General features: G+C 45.0%; 18 protein-coding genes and 1 pseudogene. 12 read left to right on the forward strand and 7 right to left on the reverse strand.

All coding sequences use genetic code 11. From position 1 onward, the window contains the following. Positions 1–56: 56 nt before the first annotated feature. From ACYVNW_RS11170 to ACYVNW_RS11180, 3 genes are all read right to left on the reverse strand, one after another. Positions 57–437: a nuclear transport factor 2 family protein gene (locus tag ACYVNW_RS11170; RefSeq protein ID WP_460679949.1), complete on the reverse strand. Its 381-nt coding sequence runs from the start codon at positions 435–437 to the stop codon at positions 57–59. Between the two features lie 258 nt (positions 438–695). Then, complete coding sequence (locus ACYVNW_RS11175; protein ID WP_460679950.1) at positions 696–1073, reverse strand: hypothetical protein; 378 nt, start codon at positions 1071–1073, stop codon at positions 696–698. After that, positions 1063–2187 carry a hypothetical protein gene (locus tag ACYVNW_RS11180; protein WP_460679951.1) on the reverse strand — a complete coding sequence of 375 codons (1125 nt, stop codon included), beginning with the start codon at positions 2185–2187 and terminating at the stop codon, positions 1063–1065. Before ACYVNW_RS11180 ends, ACYVNW_RS11175 begins: the two co-directional genes overlap by 11 nt. Positions 2188–2664: 477 nt before the next feature. Here ACYVNW_RS11180 and fumC point away from each other — a divergent pair, with 477 nt between their 5' ends. From fumC to ACYVNW_RS11205, 5 genes are all read left to right on the forward strand, one after another. Further along, positions 2665–4062: a class II fumarate hydratase gene (gene fumC, locus ACYVNW_RS11185; protein ID WP_460679952.1), complete on the forward strand. Its 1398-nt coding sequence runs from the start codon at positions 2665–2667 to the stop codon at positions 4060–4062. A gap of 44 nt (positions 4063–4106) precedes the next feature. Continuing rightward, the gene (locus ACYVNW_RS11190) at positions 4107–4649 is read left to right on the forward strand and encodes a fumarate hydratase (protein WP_460679953.1); all 543 of its coding nucleotides are present in this window, start codon (positions 4107–4109) and stop codon (positions 4647–4649) included. Between the two features lie 5 nt (positions 4650–4654). Then, positions 4655–5458 carry a S1/P1 nuclease gene (locus ACYVNW_RS11195; RefSeq protein WP_460679954.1) on the forward strand — a complete coding sequence of 268 codons (804 nt, stop codon included), beginning with the start codon at positions 4655–4657 and terminating at the stop codon, positions 5456–5458. 125 nt (positions 5459–5583) lie between these two features. Then, positions 5584–7275 carry an alpha/beta fold hydrolase gene (locus ACYVNW_RS11200; RefSeq protein ID WP_460679955.1) on the forward strand — a complete coding sequence of 564 codons (1692 nt, stop codon included), beginning with the start codon at positions 5584–5586 and terminating at the stop codon, positions 7273–7275. A gap of 83 nt (positions 7276–7358) precedes the next feature. After that, positions 7359–7805, forward strand: coding sequence for a low molecular weight protein-tyrosine-phosphatase (locus ACYVNW_RS11205; protein ID WP_460679956.1), 447 nt, complete (start codon positions 7359–7361; stop codon positions 7803–7805). Positions 7806–7881: 76 nt separating this feature from the next. Here the strand turns inward: ACYVNW_RS11205 and ACYVNW_RS11210 are convergent, their stop codons facing one another. From ACYVNW_RS11210 to ACYVNW_RS11220, 3 genes are all read right to left on the reverse strand, one after another. Further along, on the reverse strand, positions 7882–10068 hold the full coding sequence (locus ACYVNW_RS11210; protein WP_460679957.1) for a TonB-dependent receptor family protein: 2187 nt from the start codon (positions 10066–10068) through the stop codon (positions 7882–7884). 203 nt (positions 10069–10271) lie between these two features. Further along, positions 10272–10820 carry a hypothetical protein gene (locus ACYVNW_RS11215; RefSeq protein WP_460679958.1) on the reverse strand — a complete coding sequence of 183 codons (549 nt, stop codon included), beginning with the start codon at positions 10818–10820 and terminating at the stop codon, positions 10272–10274. A 149-nt stretch (positions 10821–10969) separates the two neighbouring features. Then, entirely contained in the window at positions 10970–11398 is a 429-nt protein-coding gene (locus tag ACYVNW_RS11220) for an RNA recognition motif domain-containing protein (RefSeq protein WP_460679959.1), read from the reverse strand. Between the two features lie 291 nt (positions 11399–11689). Here ACYVNW_RS11220 and ACYVNW_RS11225 point away from each other — a divergent pair, with 291 nt between their 5' ends. The 5 genes and pseudogenes from ACYVNW_RS11225 to ACYVNW_RS11245 all read left to right on the forward strand — a co-directional run bounded on the left by ACYVNW_RS11225 (position 11690) and on the right by ACYVNW_RS11245 (position 15505). Next, the gene (locus ACYVNW_RS11225) at positions 11690–12064 is read left to right on the forward strand and encodes a DoxX family protein (RefSeq protein WP_460679960.1); all 375 of its coding nucleotides are present in this window, start codon (positions 11690–11692) and stop codon (positions 12062–12064) included. Between the two features lie 21 nt (positions 12065–12085). Beyond that, the gene (locus tag ACYVNW_RS11230; protein ID WP_460679961.1) at positions 12086–12628 is read left to right on the forward strand and encodes an SMI1/KNR4 family protein; all 543 of its coding nucleotides are present in this window, start codon (positions 12086–12088) and stop codon (positions 12626–12628) included. Between the two features lie 75 nt (positions 12629–12703). After that, entirely contained in the window at positions 12704–14017 is a 1314-nt protein-coding gene (locus tag ACYVNW_RS11235) for a hypothetical protein (RefSeq protein ID WP_460679962.1), read from the forward strand. Positions 14018–14197: 180 nt separating this feature from the next. Then, a pseudogene (locus ACYVNW_RS11240) lies at positions 14198–14829 on the forward strand (VIT1/CCC1 transporter family protein). A 7-nt stretch (positions 14830–14836) separates the two neighbouring features. Continuing rightward, the gene (locus ACYVNW_RS11245; RefSeq protein ID WP_460679963.1) at positions 14837–15505 is read left to right on the forward strand and encodes a cytochrome b/b6 domain-containing protein; all 669 of its coding nucleotides are present in this window, start codon (positions 14837–14839) and stop codon (positions 15503–15505) included. Between the two features lie 253 nt (positions 15506–15758). Here the strand turns inward: ACYVNW_RS11245 and ACYVNW_RS11250 are convergent, their stop codons facing one another. Further along, a complete protein-coding gene (locus tag ACYVNW_RS11250; RefSeq protein ID WP_460679964.1) occupies positions 15759–17423 on the reverse strand; it encodes a glutamine--tRNA ligase/YqeY domain fusion protein in 1665 nt (554 codons plus the stop codon). 312 nt (positions 17424–17735) lie between these two features. On the opposite strand from ACYVNW_RS11250, the gene ACYVNW_RS11255 reads away from it, so the two are divergent. Both ACYVNW_RS11255 and ACYVNW_RS11260 read left to right on the forward strand, forming a co-directional pair. After that, entirely contained in the window at positions 17736–18155 is a 420-nt protein-coding gene (locus tag ACYVNW_RS11255) for a cobalamin B12-binding domain-containing protein (protein ID WP_460679965.1), read from the forward strand. Positions 18156–18160: 5 nt separating this feature from the next. After that, positions 18161–18940 carry an enoyl-CoA hydratase/isomerase family protein gene (locus ACYVNW_RS11260; protein ID WP_460679966.1) on the forward strand — a complete coding sequence of 260 codons (780 nt, stop codon included), beginning with the start codon at positions 18161–18163 and terminating at the stop codon, positions 18938–18940. The last annotated feature ends 33 nt before the right edge of the window (positions 18941–18973 follow it).

Below are 18973 nucleotides of genomic sequence, written 5' to 3' on the forward strand. Positions count from 1 at the left end.
CGCGCCAGCGGAGGGGGGGCACGTGTGCGCCAGCAACAAAAAAAAGACCATTATGCTTAAGGAAGCTTAACACTTTGATGGGCGACAAACTTCCACTGCGCATCATCCTGTTTCCATACACCCACATAAGCGCAATGCAGAAAGACAGGCGCTGATTGAATAATTGCCTCCACCTTAACTTCCCCGTTTAAAGTAAATGCGCTGCACCCCAAGTCGACCACCTGATGCACCTGTGTAGTAACTGCATCATATCGGACAGAACCGGAGGTCAGACGCTCAATGAAACTCTCGAAAGTATCAGAAAAGCCACCTGCATGTCCGTAAAATAAGCTTTCCGAAAAGTATTTCTTTAAATCTTCAACGTTGCCGGTCACCATTGCCGCACAGCGCTCTTCTTCCAATTGAACCGCCAGCGCTAATAAATCTTGATTATCCATTTTTGTTGCATACTTGTTGAACGGCAAGTTAAAAAAAAAGCAGGATTGGTGCTTTATACAGCGCACTAAGCCCTCGCACTATCAACTCCAAAACCTGACCGGAAAACCCTTCCGCTGGTGCGAGTTTGTAACCCGTACCATTTTGAAATTATGATTACGTGGTCACGAGTTACAAACTCGCGCCAGCGAAGAGGCAAGGAGGCACGAGCTACAAGCCCGCACCAGCGAAGGAATCGTCTGCAACTTGGTAATTGAATCTTACTTATTCCAGAACACAATAAAGGAAATTGCAATAGCCACTATCCCAATGATTATCAAAACTGGTATGATGAGTTTTGTATCTCCACCCTTGCTTTCAATTTCAAAAGTTCCAGAACCTGTTTTTAACGTTTGTTTTGATTTAACATACATCCCCTTTTTATTCAAGGCTGATAGCTCACCCATAACAGTAACCAAATCATTATGAGCTATACTACTTTGGGTCATTTTTTCAAGTGCCTCTCTCCGTATTTGAATATCATCTGAAGCTATTTTCAAAGCTAGTTGATGTCTATCTTCATCACTTATGTTTGGAATTTTGGCGATAATTTCGAGCATATTTAAACTATCAATTTTCGCTAATTGACTATTTTCCATATCTGTTTATTTGTTGAATTGTTGAATAAACTTTTCTCACGAGTGTTGAAATACCTGATAGCAATGATAGTGTAACAATGAGCCCAATCCAAGCAGCAGCTGGATAATGGAACAAGATAATAATCAAGGCAGATATTATCAGCAACAAAACTGTAATTTTAATTGAATCCTTTAAAACAGCGGCTCTTAACATATTAAGTGGTATATGTTCGATGCTTAACCTTAATGTTCCTCCACTACCTTCAAAGGTCGACTTTATTGATATTTCTGTTTGGTTCAACTTCAATTTGTTAAACTCAGTAAATGAAAAATTTAAATCGTGTTCCATTACAACTGAACGTGATTGTTTCTCTTTTGCATTGAATGATACCTTTAATAACTCGTTCAGATAGTACTCCTGACCAAAGCCATCAAAAGAGTTGTTAAATTCAAATTTGATCGTTTCTAATTTATTTAGCACAAATGTTTGTCTATTTGCATTAAGAAGATCAATCTCCTGATTGAATGAGGTTACCATATAGTCAGCCGATTTTATGTTATTACGGAAATGGCTGATTTTTGGAAATAAAATATTTAGATCGTCATATATTGATTTATGAAGTTGAATCAAGTTTTGGTTCAAAACATACTTACACATCTCCAAATATTTCTCCACTAAGTCATTAGTAAAAATATTCTTTCCAATAAACCATTTTAAATTATCTGCATTGAATGTAAGTACTTGGCGTTGAAATTCCTCAAACCTATTATTAAGCTGTATAATAGTAGTTTTTTTGTCTTTCGGATTTGTAATAAAAAGTTCATCAACAAATCTTTCGACCTCCGATTTTAAAATATAGAACCGCTTTTCTTTTGTGAGATAAAGAGGCATAAAAGTAACTACTCGTCCAAAAGTCTGTGATGATACTCCTGTGGAACCCATCTTCCAAGAATAATAGGTGTTTCTTAAATAGTTACCAGCACCGTTCCCGTACTGCCGATAATAATGATCTATGATTGCAGAAAGAGTCTTTTGATCTGCATTCAGAAACTCATCTAAAAGAAAGTTATAAATTTTATTACGAGTCTTATATGATATTTCTGATTGACTCATCTGTGGCATTAATGCTTCCAATTTTAACAAAAACTATAGTTTCAATAACTCAATGACTGCTTTTATAATTTATAGCATTATTTAGATTAACTTTTCTAAATTATTATGTTTTGACTTTAATTGTTCAAACAGTTGAAATTAAATTTTAAAAGTATTCTTATACAGTTGGTTCTACGTTCTGTCTATTCTATAATTGGAGTATATTCATCCCCCGCTCTTTGAAGTTTCCAACTTTGAAGCTTTATGCCAGTAGATTGCATCTACCCAAAAACCACTGACACATTTATGCCACTGCTGCGCCTGCTGCGGGTGCTGCGCACTGCTTCAGGGTGCTGCGCCTGCTGCGTAGTGCTTCACCTGCTGCACCCGCTGCGCGCAGCACCTTGCCTGCGCTTGCTTATCATTGCTCTCCTTCCCCACTCCCAAAATATCACAGCATCCTTGCGATATCCCCAAGCAAAACCCTAACTTTGCGGCGTTAAAAAACAGATAAACCCTATGAGTTTCAGAACCGAACATGATACCATGGGCGAGGTACAGGTACCTGCCGATAAATACTGGGGCGCACAAACCGAGCGTTCCCGCAATAACTTCCGCATCGGCCCGCCGGCCTCCATGCCCAAAGAAATCATCGAGGCCTTTGCCTACCTCAAAAAAGCAGCCGCCTACACCAATACCGACCTGGGCGTACTCCCCGCCGAAAAGCGCGATTTAATCGGTCAGGTATGCGACGAGATCCTGGCCGGTCAGCTGGACGGCGAGTTTCCGCTGGTGATCTGGCAAACCGGCTCGGGCACCCAAAGCAACATGAATGTGAACGAGGTGGTAGCCAACCGTGCCCACGTATTGCAGGGTAACCAGCTGGGCGAAGGCAAAACCTTCATCCACCCCAATGATGATGTGAACAAATCACAATCCTCAAACGATACTTACCCTACTGCTATGCACATTGCCGCCTACAAAGTGGTAATGGAGTGCACTATACCCGGCGTAGAGAAACTGCGCGATGCCCTGAAAGCCAAATCAGAGCAATTTATGAACGTGGTGAAAATCGGCCGCACCCACCTGATGGATGCCACGCCGTTAACCCTGGGTCAGGAGTTCTCGGGCTACGTATCACAATTAGACCACGGCCTGAAAGCTCTGCGCAATACGTTAGACCACCTGAGCGAATTAGCTTTAGGCGGCACCGCCGTAGGCACCGGCATCAATACCCCTAAAGGTTATGATGTAAAGGTAGCCGAATATATCGCCCGGTTTACTGGCCTGCCCTTCCGCACTGCCGAAAACAAATTTGAGGCCCTGGCCGCACATGATGCCATTGTAGAAAGTCACGGCGCCCTGAAACAACTGGCCGTAGCCCTGATGAAAATTGCCAATGATATCCGTATGCTGGCCTCCGGTCCGCGTTCAGGTATCGGCGAAATCCATATTCCGGACAATGAGCCGGGTTCATCCATTATGCCGGGCAAGGTAAACCCTACCCAAAACGAGGCCGTTACCATGGTAGCTGCCCAGGTAATGGGTAATGATGTAGCCATCAGCATTGGCGGCTCTAACGGTCATTACGAACTGAACGTGTTTAAGCCGGTAATGGCCGCCAACTTCCTGCAATCGGCCCGCTTAATCGGCGATGCCTGCGTATCCTTTACCGACCATTGCGCCGTAGGCATTGAGCCTAACTACGAGGGCATCAAAAAGCACCTGGAAAACTCCCTGATGCTGGTAACCGCCCTTAACCCGCACATTGGTTACGAGAACGCCGCCAAAATTGCCAAAACCGCCCTCAAAGAAGGCACCTCCCTGCGCGAAGCCGCCATCGGCCTCAGCCTGCTCACCAACGAGCAGTTCGACCAGTGGGTGAAGCCTGAAGACATGATCGGCAGTTTAAAATAAACCCAAAGCCCCCCAGCCCCCTAAAGGGGGAGCTTTTGAAAAATATGCTAACTTATTTTATACCCAAAGCCAGAAACTTCCGCTCCCCCTTTAGGGGGCTGGGGGGCATGGCTTTGGGGTTCTTACTGCTCTTTGCGTCCTGCTCTTCCAACCCGCCCCTGCAACAGCCCGGACAGGCTTACCTGCAGGGTGAATGGCAGCAGGATTCGGTAGCCGGGCAGCAAAAGCTTTTGCAATACTCGCTGTACCGCTTCAAGTTCACCTGCGATTCTTTTTACGTACAGCAGCAATCGTTCAGTAAAGTCAACAACGGTGCTGATACCTGCATGGCTCACGGCCGGTGGACGGAATACATGAAAGGCCAGTACATACAACGGAATGATACCCTGCGCCTGCGTGGCTTTTTTTGCCAGGCCAACTACCGTTTAAAAGAACCGGGCGGCTGTTTCCGTACTGGTGTGTATGATGAGTATTTTAAAGTAACCCGCAAAGCGGATTCATTGCTGCAACTGCAAAGCACCCTGGAGGTAGTACCCCTGCAACTGCACCTCACCAAAAAATTGGATTGTCATCCCCAACATTTGTAAACGATATGAAATTGAACTTATTTAAAAAACTGGCCATTGGCGCTGCGCTGCTGTATGCACCGCTGCAAAGCATGGCCTGGGGCACCGAAGGCCACCGAGTGGCCGGGCAAATTGCCTCTACCTACCTCACCCCCAAAGCCCGCCAGGCCGTAGCCGCCATTTTGGGCCACGAAACTATTGCCTTAAGCAGCACCTGGGCCGATTTTATTAAATCAGACCCAAACTACAGCTACCTGTCGCCTTGGCATTATGTAGATTTGGATAAAGAATATACTTATCCCGAACTACAGGAGTTTTTAAAGGGCGATACCCAGGTAGATGCCTACACCAAAATGAACTTCCTGATTGCAGAACTGAAAAAGAAGAACCTGCCGCAGGAGCAAAAACTGCTATACCTGCGCGTACTGATTCACCTGGTAGAAGATGTACACCAGCCCATGCACGTAGCCCATACCTCTGATAAAGGCGGCAACGATGTAAAAGTACAATGGGGCAATAACCCGAACCTCACCAACCTGCACTCCATTTGGGATAGCCAGCTGATCGAGAGCCAGGAATTGAGTTATACCGAGTATGCCGCAGCCATCAACTTCACCACGCCCGAGCAACGTGCCGAGTGGCAGAAGGACCCGATCAGTAAATGGCTGTATGAGTCGAGCCAACTGGCTACCCAGGTTTACGCCAGTGTAAAGCCTAATGAGCCGGTTCGTACCTACCAATACATCTTTAATAATATTGGCACCGTAAACCAGCAATTACTGAAAGCCGGTGTACGTTTGGCCGGTGTGCTGAACAGTATTTTCGGATAAGCCGAATTTGTATAATCGTTAAAGCGCCATTGCCCACCCGCAATGGCGTTTTTGTTAAAGTATGTTAAGATATCGGCCACCATCCCGAAAATACTTTATACTTACCGCATCAATCATCCTTTTGCATGAAAACCTTTTATATATTCTTACTGCTAAGTTGTACCTGCTCCATTGTATTTGCACAAGCTATTCACATCAGCGGACAGGTTACTGATGCTAAAACCCATCAGCCTGTAGGCTATGCTACAATTGGCGTTAAGGGCAAAAGCATTGGCACCGTTACAGATGAGCAGGGCCGCTATAATTTTCAGGTTGCAGAAACGCAGGTGCAGGCGAATGATGCAGTGGTGGTTTCATCCATAGGTTATCAAGCGGTAAGTATGCCTTATTCAACCTTTAAATCTTCTACCCGTATACTTCTTGCCCCGGCAGTTACCCAACTGCGTGCGGTTAAGGTAAACCCCGGCAAGGTAAAAACCAAAACCTACGGGCGCACGGGTACCAGCACCCTTATGGTATCGAACATGTTTACACAAAAGCAGCTGGTGGATGATAATTTGGGGAAAGAGCAGGCCGCTATTCTTAACATTGATAACAATTGCTATCTCAAAAACTTCAACATGTTTGTGGTCACCAACCGCTTTAAAAATGTAAAGTTCAGGTTAAACTTATACAGCGTTAAAGATGGTTATCCCGATAGCCTGATCAACGACAAGAATATCCTGTTTGATGTACCTCAAAAGCACGGTTGGGTAAATGTAGATTTAACGCCTTACCAAATCTATCTCACCGGGTACCGTAAAATTGCAGTAGCCATACAATGGCTCAAAAGTGAGAAGATAGACAGCGCCTCTAAGTTCTTCACGGTATCGGCCACCTTATCGCCGGGGCATGCTATTTTTTTCCGGGATAAAAGTCAGGCCGAATGGAATAAAATCAGCAGCGCCTATGTATCATTCAACCTCACGGCAGATTACTTTAAAGGCAGCAGTAATGAGGTAGAAACAACCGCGGCCAACGAGCCAGAGCCGGCATTTAGCGACAGCCTGCAAAACCTGCTCAATTACACCAAATACGCAGAAGAAGCAGCTGCTTCACCCTATGGCAGAAATGAACGGACAGGCCACAGCATACACTTAAATAATTCGGTTATTTATTACGAGGTATATGGCAAAGGCCAGCCCCTCTTATTATTGCACGGCAATGGCCAATCCATTTCGGCTTTTTACAGGCAAATTGAACCCCTATCGAGGCATTATCAGGTAATTGCGGTAGATACCCGCGCTCAGGGAAAAAGCCGCGATTCATTGAACCATGATTTGAAATATGAGTTATTTGCTTCGGATATGAAGCAATTACTGGATAGCCTTCAGCTCAAAAAAGTGAATGTAGTAGGCTGGAGCGATGGCGGTATTACGGCCCTGATGATGGCCATTAAATACCCGGAATATGTGAATAAAATAGCCGTAATGGGTGCTAACCTTTTCCCCGAGGGCATTGCCCCCGGCACCTTGCAGTACTTTCAGAAAAATTATCATCCGGCATCAAAAGATACTGATTATGCTTCAGCAAATCGCCAGCGCCTACTAAAACTGCTGCTTACAGAACCGCATCTACGGTTCGAAGATTTACACACCATTAAAGCCCCTACTTTGGTAATGGCAGGTGAACACGATGTAATTTTGCCTGAACATACCCAAGGTATTGCCAAAGCTATTGCTCACTCGCAACTGATTATATTTAAAGGAGCCACTCACTATGCGCCTCAGGAAGTGCCCGATGCGTTTAATAAAGCGGTATTAGATTTTATGCGATAGTCCGTTCAAACATTCTTTTACCGGCTTGTCATTTCAATCATCATCCGCATATTTGCACTTTTAACGCATTACATTTCTCTTATATGAAAGTATTAATGGTTTGCTTAGGCAACATCTGCCGTTCGCCGCTGGCTGAAGGAATTATGCAGCACCTGGCTGATGAACAAAGATTAGGCTGGCAGGTGGATTCGGCCGGTACCGGTAATTGGCATATTGGCAAGCCGCCTCATTATGGCTCTATTAATGCGGCCCGCGGACACGGTATCGACATCAGCCAGCAGGTTTGCCGCCAGTTCAAAGTAAGTGATTTTGATGAGTTTGACCTCATCTTCGCCATGGATCAATCTAACCTGAGCGATATCCTTTCGCTTGCCCGCAACGAACAGGATGCGGCCAAAGTAAAATTACTATTAAACGACAAGGAAGTACCCGACCCTTACTTTGACCATACCCAGTTTGAGCCGGTATATGAATTAATTGAAGAGGGATGTAAGGATGTAATCAGGGAGTATACCCGAGATTATAAATAATAGCTGGGTGATTATGAATTGTCATTGCGAGCAAGAAAGTGACAATTGCTCGCAATGACACATAAAACCAATTCTTTTATAACTTCAACCCAATCCCCACATTAAAAGTGGTACCATCAGCAGGTAAAATACCAGGACCAGGGTACATATTGATGCGGCGGGTAAAATATTTAGCGTTGAAGATATTGTTCACATTAGCGGTTACATGATAATGTTGCAAAAAGCTGTAGCTAAACGCCCAGTCGAACACATGATAGGCCGGCACAATGCCCGATAAGCCGGTAGCATTAAATACGGTATTATTGGCATCACTGTAATTTTTGCCTACATAGCTATATTGCAGTGTGGTAAGCACATGGCGATTCAAGTAACTTAAACCGGCCCTGTTAATTATGGCTGGCGTACCTTCCGCCCTTTTGCCCACCAAGCTCACATTTACGCCCGATTGATTAACCAAGCCGCTGATATAGCGCGCATGGTCATAAGCCAGCGAGTTAAACAGTTTGATATCGTTTGATGCAGAAGGGTTAATGAGATGCAGCAGGGAAAAATTCACATACGCTTCTATGCCTTTGGCTACCAGGTTACCAATATTAGTGGTATACAAGTGCGGGCCGCTGGCATCTGCTACCGTTAAGTTACCTACACGGTTGCCATAATATACATAGTAGGCGGCTATATCATAGCTCAGCACATTGTGTAAATTGCCCCGGTAGCCCAAATCAATATCATATCCTTTGGTATCTTTCAAGTTAGGATCAATAATAGCCAGTTGATCAGCAGGGGTAACGTTGGCATAAATATAAGGGCGATAAGCCTGCGAAATGTTGCTGTATACTTGTGCACTGCCTGACACCTGATACTGTAAGCCCGTACCAAACAATGGAAACCTACGCTTGCCCGTATAGGCTACCGGCGTTTGGCGGCTATTAATCACACCTTTGGTATCAGTATTAATCATCTCGAACCGTACCCCCGGCGTAACCGAAAAACGCGGCGTAAGCTGAAAAATATTCTCTGCAAAGGCCGCATAATTTACGGTATTCAAATTCAGGTCGATGCCGTAGGGTTGGGTCAGCGTTAAATCGTAATCAAAGCCAGTGGTACCCACACCCTTTTGCTTGCGGCGGGTTTCTTCGGTAAAATATCGTATGCCACCAGTGATAGTACTTCGCAGGTTGCCCAATTGATAAGTGTGCAGTAAGCGGGCCTCTGTGGTGAATCCCAGATAATAGTCGCGGTCTACCTGGCGCGGATTGTAGGTTTTAAGTGTGGTATTTGCGGTATCGGGCACATTGGCATTAGCCAGAAACTGCACACTGTTGCGCTGCCCAAACAGTACATGCGAGGTGACTTCCAGTTTAGTAGCAGGATTGAAATTATAGTTAAAGATAAGGGCGGGCAGGTTAATCTCCGGACTAAAGAAGTTACGGAAACGGGTACTCTGGTGGTTATCAGCCACAAATTGGGCATCAGTTAAGCCGCCGGCTATCTGCTGCCGGTAGCTCATCCGCGAAAACTCAAAGGTGATGCTGCCTTTAGCATTAAACTGGTAACGCAGGTGTGCATAAAAAGCCTGATAATTGAAGTCGGCATTACTGCGCCAGCCATCGCCACTGCGGTTATCAAAATAAGCATAGTAGTTGAGTTTGCCAGTGGTACCGCCTATGGCATTGAACGAATTGAAGAAGCGGTTAGAACCGGCCGACTGTTCACTTTCAATAGTAAAGGGTTTATCCGGGTCGCCTTCTTTCATTTTAAAGTTGAACATGCCACCATACTGACTGCCGAATTGCAGTGCAGCCGAACCACGCACTACCTGTATTTGTCCAACACCTTGCATAGGCGGGGTATAGTGCGCCTCGGGATAACCAAATATATCAGAATTAAAATTATAGCCGTTCTGGCGCATATTGGTTTCAATAGAGCGGTGGGTATCGGTACCACGGGTGCCCACATTAATTTGTGTACCTGCCCCATCCATTTCCCACACGTTTACACCCGGTATTTGGGCAAACAGCATCCGGGCATTATTATTTGCCAAATTGGCGCTGCCTGATGCCGGGTATATTAAATGAGTACGTTTACCAGAGAATACGTTTGTACCTGCTACATCAGGTAAAAAACGGTTGCGGCTTTCGCGGATGAGTACACTATCAAGCGTAACACTATCACGACTGTTGATCCGTTGCGCCTTTACGGTAAAGGCATTGGCCACAAGAAAAAATATAATCAGTGCAAAAAAGTAGTTTTTAAAGTTCATATCAACAGCTGAAGGAGGTAATACTGGCAGGTATGCGCATAAGCATGGTGCTGGTACCGGTTGTCAAAAAAATAGAATAAGTTAAATTCCACCTTATACTTTTACAGGCTGCATAATAGTAAAGCAACGATGTTTCACAGCAAGGCCTCTGCTTTAATGCAGAATGATAATGCTGTGAAAATAAGAGGTTAAATAAAAGAATTTCAACTGATGAGCTGAGGCGGTTGTTTAATTGTTTTTAGTTCGCCGCTGTGCACAGGCGGCGCGCCTGCTATTTGTTGAGCAGATTCAATAATAACTGGAGGCAGCACCGCTACATGCGGCTGATGCACCGTATATGCGGCCATCATAAATATACCAGCTTCGGGTACATGGTGCTTTTTGGGTGCAGGTATGTCCTTAATTGGGTCGGCCCGGAGGATATTATCTTCGCTGAAACGGGTGGTTTTATAGTTTGGTACGCATTTAAGGTACAGGTAATGGCTGGTCATGCGCATTTGCACATAGTTGTACACATTATCCCGAAAATGTATTTGTCCGCTGATATGTTCGTATGCATCCCAATCATGTATCCCTGGCAAATTTACCGGTATTTTTACCTCAAATAAATCTGGAATGTAATAACGATTTTTGGCTACTTCGGCATTAAAGAACTGCTCGGAGCGATGCACCAAGTATTGCCGTAGCGCCAAGTAACCACCAATGGTATACAATTGTATGCTTAATAACACCAGGGCAATAACTTTTCTCAATGCGGCAATAAATAAATTGGTTACCGCTAAAATACTATTTTATATTCTTTCTAAATAAGTGAATGAGAAAATAATATTATAAAAAAAGCGCCGGATGAAAATCATCGTCCGGCGCTGTAAGTATGCTGAATAAGCAGGAATTGCTGGGATTATGACCAGCGTCCGCCGCCTCTGTTATCACCACCTTTAGAGTAGCCGCCACGATCGCCGCCGCCGTAACCACCACGGTCACCGCCGCCGCCATAGCCACCACCACGGTTGCCACCGCCGCCGTAACCGCCACGGCTACCGCCGCCGCCACGGTTGCCACCGCCGAAACCACCGCCACCGCTTGGTTTGCGTTGCTCAGCCTGGCTTACTGCAATAGCACGGCCGCTAATTTCACTACCGTTCAGACCTTGGATAGCTTTTTGAGCTGTCTCATCATCCGGCATTTCAACAAAGCCGAAACCTTTGCTGCGGCCTGTTTCTCTGTCTGTAATTAATTTCACAGAGCTTACTTCGCCATAAGCTTCAAACAGCTCTTTCAAATCTGCTTCCTCTAAACGATAGGGAAGGCTTCCTACAAAAATGTTCATTATTTAATTTTTACAAAGTGCTAAGCTAATGTTTTATTTTTCAGTTTCACAATAGCAAGATATTAATATTTGTTTAATTTTTAAAAAAGTGGTATTATTTAGGCGAACAAACCCCGATAGCACCATTTTAACCAGTAATTAAAACCGGAGTAGGGGTTTGTTTTCGATATTTGCAATTAAAAGATTATTTTAACCAGCCTGTTTCACTTTGTTCGGCCAGCGAATGATGGCTATTGCAAAGCCTGCTACTTTCCATTTACATTTTCAAACTAACCTATAAACTCAAAAACAATGAAAATCACAATGATTATTGTACGTACACTGATGGGGCTTTTGTTACTTTTTGCCTCGGTTACTTACTTTTTTAAACTGGTACCGGTGCCACCTGTTACCGGCGATGCTAAAATTTATAACGATGGCCTGGCCGTTGTAAATTTAATGGTTGTTGTTAAAGTACTGGAATTGCTTTGTGGCCTGGCTTTTGTAACCGGCCGGTTCGTTACGCTGGCTATAGCAGTTATCTTTCCAATTTTAATCAACATCGTAATTTTCCATGCGGTGGTTGCGCCCAGCGGCTTAGGTGCAGGTGCGTTTTTATTGATAGGAGATTTGTTTTTGGCTTACTACTATCGTCATAACTACAAAAGCTTATTTGCGGTAAAGTGAAACACTTAGCCCTTGAAACTTATGGAACAAAAAATATTCAAAGACTTTGATTTCACTGATTTTTGGGATGACAATGCTTATGCCTTAAAGGCTTATGTAGAAGATACGCCGCCCGATGATCAGCTCATTGCAGACATTGAAAATGAACTGGGATACAAATTACCGGATTCCTACATCGAACTGATGAAACTGCATAATGGTGGCATACCACGCAACACCTGTTTCCCCACGCAAACGCCTACCTCATGGGCAGAAGACCATGTGGCTATTACCGGTATAGCCGGCATTGGACGTAAAAAAACATATTCATTAGCCGGCGAATTGGGCAGTCAGTTTATGATGGAAGAATGGGGCTACCCCAATATTGGCGTTTACATTTGCGACTGCCCCTCGGCGGGGCATGACATGATTGCGCTTGACTATACCAAATGCGGCAAAAACGGCGATCCGGAGGTAGTACACGTTGACCAGGAGTTTGATTATAAAATCACTTTCCTGGCTAAAGATTTTGAAACTTTCATTCGCGGTTTAGTCAGTGAGGACAAATATGACAACCTAAGCTGATCGAATAGTGTAAATTACAGTTACTAAATCAAAGAAGCCAACTACTTATAAACTCTAATATTAAACTTTACCCTTATGCAAACAACGCAACCAGAACCTCTTGCAGAAAACTCGTCGACTATCTTAAATGGAGATATTAATTTGGTGTGGAGCGCATCTCGTAAAGTACTGTTTCGGTTTGTCTTTGTTTTTCTCCTCTTGTATGCACTGGTGTTTAGTAATGGTGCCTACCCTTATTTGTACCCGCTTATTATGCTTATTACTATGGGCTTGCATGCATTTACGCCCTGGGTAGGCGCTCACCTGCTGCACCTGCCCGAAGCCATTACCATATTTACCAATGGCAGCGGCGATACCACGTATGATTATGTGAACCTGCTGATAGTACTCATCATTTCACTGATTGGCTGCGCCGTCTGGAGCCTGGTCGACCGCAAGACTATCGGCTATCCTAAAATGTATTACTGGCTTACTGTAGCCGTACGGTATTATATAGCCTTTACCATGGTAACTTACGGCCTGGTGAAAGTTTTCCAGTTGCAATTTCCGCCCACGGCTTACAGCCGCATGCTGCAAACCTTTGGCGATTTTTCGCCCATGGGCCTGGCCTGGACGTTTTATGGCTTTTCGCACGGCTATAACATCCTGATCGGGATAGCTGAACTGAGCGCCATAACGCTGCTGTTCAGGCGCACGGTTACTTTCGGGGCTATTATTGCGCTGTTTACCTCGCTCAATATCATGGCCGTTAATTACTTTTTTGATGTCCCGGTTAAAATCGTATCTACAGGCTTGGTAGTAATGTCGTTGTTCCTGCTCTCGCCAAACATCGTAAACTTATGCCGTTTCTTTTTTAAAGATGAGCAGGTGAAATTGTGGGTGATCCGTATGGCCCCCTTCCGTAAAAAATGGATGTGTATTACCCGCTTGGTACTTAAAGCATTACTGGTGCTTTATGTGGTAGCCGGCTTTGTAGGTACTGGTATGCGGTACGCAGAAATGACCAAAATTACCAATACGTTGCACGGCGCCTATAAAATTGACAGCTATACGGTAAACGGGCAGCAGTTACCACCCAATAGTCCCAATTTACAAAACCAGTGGAAAAGCATCGCCTTTGAAAAAAACGGGTTTGGCAGTATACAGCACCCTGGCAGCAAAACGGAATATTTTAGTGTAACTCAAAATTCAGCTAAAAAAATGTTGCTGCTCAAAAGGCAGAGCAGTCAGCAAACGGACACCCTAAACTACAAACAACTATCGCCTACCCAACTGCAGCTTTTTGGCAAATTTGAGGGGCAAAGAATAGACGTTGCTTTAAGCCGTATAAAATTTGAGTTGAACGACAGGGGCTTTCATTGGGTGAGCGAGCAACCGTATAACAGGTAGATGAAAAGCTGATTTGTAGTTAGTGTTGATTAGTATATAGCGTTTGATCTACCAGCGGGTGGTGCGGTGATAACACCGACCACAGGCAAGGAAATAAATTAAGAGAATATGGCGAATTTGAAACAGCATCAGGAAAAGCACCTGCAAAGCTCAGATACGATAAAAGATATTGTAATTGGTATGTCTGATGGGCTTACCGTTCCATTCGCATTAGCAGCTGGATTAAGTGGCGCCGTGAATTCGTCGGGAATAGTAGTGACTGCCGGAATAGCCGAGATTGTCGCAGGTTCCATCGCGATGGGTTTGGGCGGTTTTTTGGCGGGACGTACCGAAGCTGACCATTACACGTCAGAACTTCGCCGGGAGTATGAGGAGGTAGAACGTGTACCTGAAATGGAAAAAGAAGAAGTCAAACAAGTCTTTGCAGAATTTGGTTTATCAGACTCATTGCAAATTCAAATTGCTGATGAACTGGCCAAAGACAAGGATAAATGGGTGGATTTTATGATGCGCTATGAACTGGGGCTGGAGGAACCCGCACCAGGTCGGGCAACAAAAAGTGCAGTCACAATAGGGCTTTCTTACGTGGTGGGAGGCATAATTCCTTTATCGCCTTATTTCTTTGAAAGAGATTCAACCCATGCATTGTACAGATCATGTCTTGTTACCATATCTGTCTTTTTGTTTTTGGGTATTTTAAAAGCAAAGTTACCGGTCAGCCAGCCATTGGAGGCGCATTTAAGGTGCTGGTTATCGGAGCGCTTGCTGCCGGAGCGGCATTTGCAATGGCAAAACTGATAAACGGAAAATAATTGGAATATGGCTATTATCGAACCTGTTAGAAATGACATTGAACAACCAGAAAGAATTAAAAAGAATTCTGCCTCTTTGAGGCTTTGGCATTGGGCCAGCGTTTTAATCATTTCGGGATCCTTAATTACAGTGCTCATCAATTCCACTGTTTTGGATGAACATGAAAGCGGTAATTTTATTAAGAGCAAACTTGCTAACCCAACTGTAACGGATCAGCAGGCATCAGGCGTTTCTCATGCCTTGAGCGATGAGATTTGGGGTGTACACATATATTTTGGGTATGCACTGGCAGCATTCCTGCTTTTTCGCCTTATTCTAGAAGGTTTTCCAAGCACCAAACAGCGCTTTTTTAAGAAGCTTGGGAAAGCCTGGAAAGATTTTAAACTTAAAAACTCAGATTACGCAATTGCCCGTCACGAGCTGGCTGTAAAAATCACTTACCTGGTATTTTATATAACACTGATGGTTATTGTCGTCACAGGCTTAAGCCTAGCTTTTAAAAAACAATTAGGCATTCCGCGAAGCATTAGTCATAGTATAAAAGAAGTGCATGGGTTCTGCATGTACATTGTCATTGCTTTTATTTTAGTTCACATCATTGGTGTGATATTAGCGGAACGCAAGGCAAATGCGGGTATCGTATCGGATATGATCAATGGCGGGCGGGACGAATAATTAGCCCGCTACTACAAAATTATTTCCGCTCTTCGAAGTTTCCAACTTCGAAGCCGTATGCCCGTAGATTGCATCTACCCGAAAAATCACTGACACGCTTCTGCCACTGCTGCGGGTGCTGCGTGGTGCTGCATCTACTGCGCGCAGCACCTATCGTACACTACACATAAAAGGCCGTTGCTATCATTCAGCAACGGCCTTTCATATATCAAGTAAAATCCGAAATCAAACCTCCAACTTCCAAAATCAAAACTTATTTCTTAGCTGCCTTAGCCCAAGTATCTTTTAAGGTTACGGTACGATTAAACACCGGCTTTTCGGCAGTTGAGGTTTTATCCAGCGTAAAATAGCCTTTACGGATGAACTGGTAACCTTTACCGGGCAGAGCTGTGGCTAAATCGGGTTCTATGTAGGCGGTTTGTACTTGTAAACTCTCGGGGTTCAGGTATTCTTTAAAATCGCCCTCCTCATTACTGGGGTCTTCTACCTGGAACAGGCGCTCATACATGCGCACTTCGGCTTGTTGGGCATGGGCAACGCTCACCCAATGGATGGTGCCTTTCACTACTAAGCCGCTGGTATCATGGCCCGATTTAGAGTTGGCCACATGCGTACAACGAATTTCAGTGATATTGCCTTCGGCATCTTTTACAAAATCTTCGCATTTAATAATATAGGCATTCTTAAGGCGTACCATCAGGCCCGGGCCCAAGCGGAAATACTTCTTAGTCGGCTCCTCCATAAAGTCGTCGCGCTCAATATACAGCTCGCGACTGAACGGGATTTCACGGCCGCCCTCGCCACCTTCTACCTCGGGGTTATTCTCACCAAACAGGGTTTCGGTTTGGCCTTCAGGGTAATCGGTAATCACCAGTTTCACCGGGTCCAGCACGGCCATACGGCGCCAGGCGGTTTTATTCAAATCCTCGCGGATGCAGAACTCCAGCAAACTCACATCAATCATGTTCTCGCGCTTGGCCACACCAATGCGGTCGCAAAACTCACGGATGGAAGCCGGCGTGTAACCACGGCGGCGCAAACCGCTGATGGTCGGCATACGTGGGTCATCCCAATCCTCTACATGGCCCTCGTTTACCAGTTGCAGCAGCTTACGCTTGCTCATTACGGTATAGGTCATGTTCAGGCGCGCAAACTCATACTGGCGCGATGGGAAGATTTCCAGCTTATCAATAAACCACTCGTACAGCGGACGGTGCGGCACAAACTCCAGTGTACACAGCGAGTGGGTAATTTCCTCAATCGAATCCGACTGGCCGTGGGCAAAGTCGTACATGGGGTAAATACACCATTTGTCGCCAGTGCGGTGGTGGTGCGCGTGCTTAATGCGGTACATCAATGGGTCACGCAGCAGCATATTGGGCGAAGCCAGGTCAATTTTAGCACGAAGCACTTTGGCCCCATCGGGATATTTACCGGCTTTCATGTCTTCAAACAGTTGCAGGTTTTCTTCAACGCTGCGGCTACGGTAAGCATTAGGCGTACCCGGCTCGGTAGGCGTACCTTTCTGAGCAGCAATTTCCTCCGAAGTGCTGTCATCCACATAGGCCAATCCCTGCCTGATCATGTTCAGGGCAAACGCATACAACAGGTCGAAGTAATCGGAAGCATACAGCTCATTGGCCCATTCAAAACCCAGCCAGCGCACATCTTCCTTAATGCTTTCTACGTATTCAGTATCTTCGGTTACCGGGTTGGTATCATCGAAACGCAGGTTGGTTTTACCGTTATATTTTTTCGCCAGGCCGAAGTTCAGGCAAATAGATTTGGCATGACCAATATGCAGATAGCCATTCGGCTCGGGTGGGAAACGGGTATGTACCCGGCCCAGGTGCTTGCCCTCGCGGATATCCTCCTCAATAATTTCCTCTATAAAGTTTAATGATTTTTCTTCGCTCATGGTATTGCATACAGCATTAATGATATGCCGATACTTAAGGGCAAAAGTAGTAAATTTTTGCAGCAGCTAAGTAAGGGGATTTTGAGCGTGATATAATGACTGATGTGATATTGCTATCTACTTTGTTGGTATTGTACTTTAATGTACATAATTTATCTTTTTGCTTACTCAAAAAGTAAACAGATATTCATAACAGCACAGAACGCCAAAGCGCATAGCGGCACTTTACCAAACACTCACCAACACACTTACTTTACATTTAAAACTTTGTACATTTACCGCTATACAACACTATAGAACTCGTTTCTACCAATGAGTAACCAATTTAACCGCCCCATCAGGGTATTAGTAGCTAAAGTAGGATTAGACGGGCACGACCGCGGTGCGCGCATTATTGCCACCACCCTGCGTGATGCCGGCATGGAAGTCATTTACACCGGTCTGCGACAAACGCCCGAAATGGTGGTGAACACTGCCCTGCAGGAAGATGTGGATGTAATCGGCATTTCCATACTTTCAGGCGCACACATGACGGTGTTTCCCAAAATCATCAACCTCGTTAAAGCCAATGGTATGGATGACGTATTGCTTACCGGCGGGGGCATTATTCCGCAAACCGATGCAGATGCATTAAAAAATATGGGTGTAGGCGAACTTTTTCCGCCCGGCACCAGTACACAGGATATAGTGAGCTACATTACCGGCTGGGTGCATGAGCACCGTAATTTTTAAATATCATGACATTTGAAAATCTGCGAATAGAAGATAAAGAACGCATACGTTACATTATCATCAACCGCGAAAGCAAACTGAATGCGCTTAACAAAGCTACTTTAAACGAATTGCACGATGCCATGCTGGAGGCCATAAAAGATGTAGCGATTGGCGGCATCGTTATCACCGGATCGGGCACTAGGGCTTTTGTAGCCGGCGCTGATATTGCCGAACTGGCCGGGCTGAATATCAGTCAGGGCGATGACCTGGCACGCACAGCGCAAACACGGGTATTTAACTTCATTGAAAAATCGCCAAAGCCGGTGGTTGCTGCAATAAACGGTTTTGCCTTAGGCGGTGGTTTAGAACTGGCCATGGCATGCCACATACGCGTGGCTTCTGAAAATGCAAAAATGGGTTTGCCCGAAGTATCACTGGGATTAATTCCGGGTTATGGCGGCACGCAGCGTTTAACCCACTTGGTAGGCAAAGGTAAAGCCATGGAAATGATTTTAACCGGCGCTATGGTTACAGCAACCGAAGCACATACTTATGGCTTGGTTAACTATGCAGTAAGTAGCGAAGAGCTGTTGCCAAAAGCCGAAGAATTACTGGGCAAAATGCTGGCGCATTCTCCGGCGGCTTTGTCATCGGCCATTACGGCTATCAATGCAGCACACAAGCCGGTTAATGGTTTTGAAACCGAAATTAACTTGTTTGCCAACTGCTTTGGCACCGATGATATGAAGGAGGGCACGGCAGCATTTCTACAAAAACGAAAGCCCAATTTTACCGGTGGTTAAATTGATATGATATCAGTAAAAAACTGTGGTGTT

It is taken from the genome of Mucilaginibacter koreensis, from assembly GCF_054783355.1.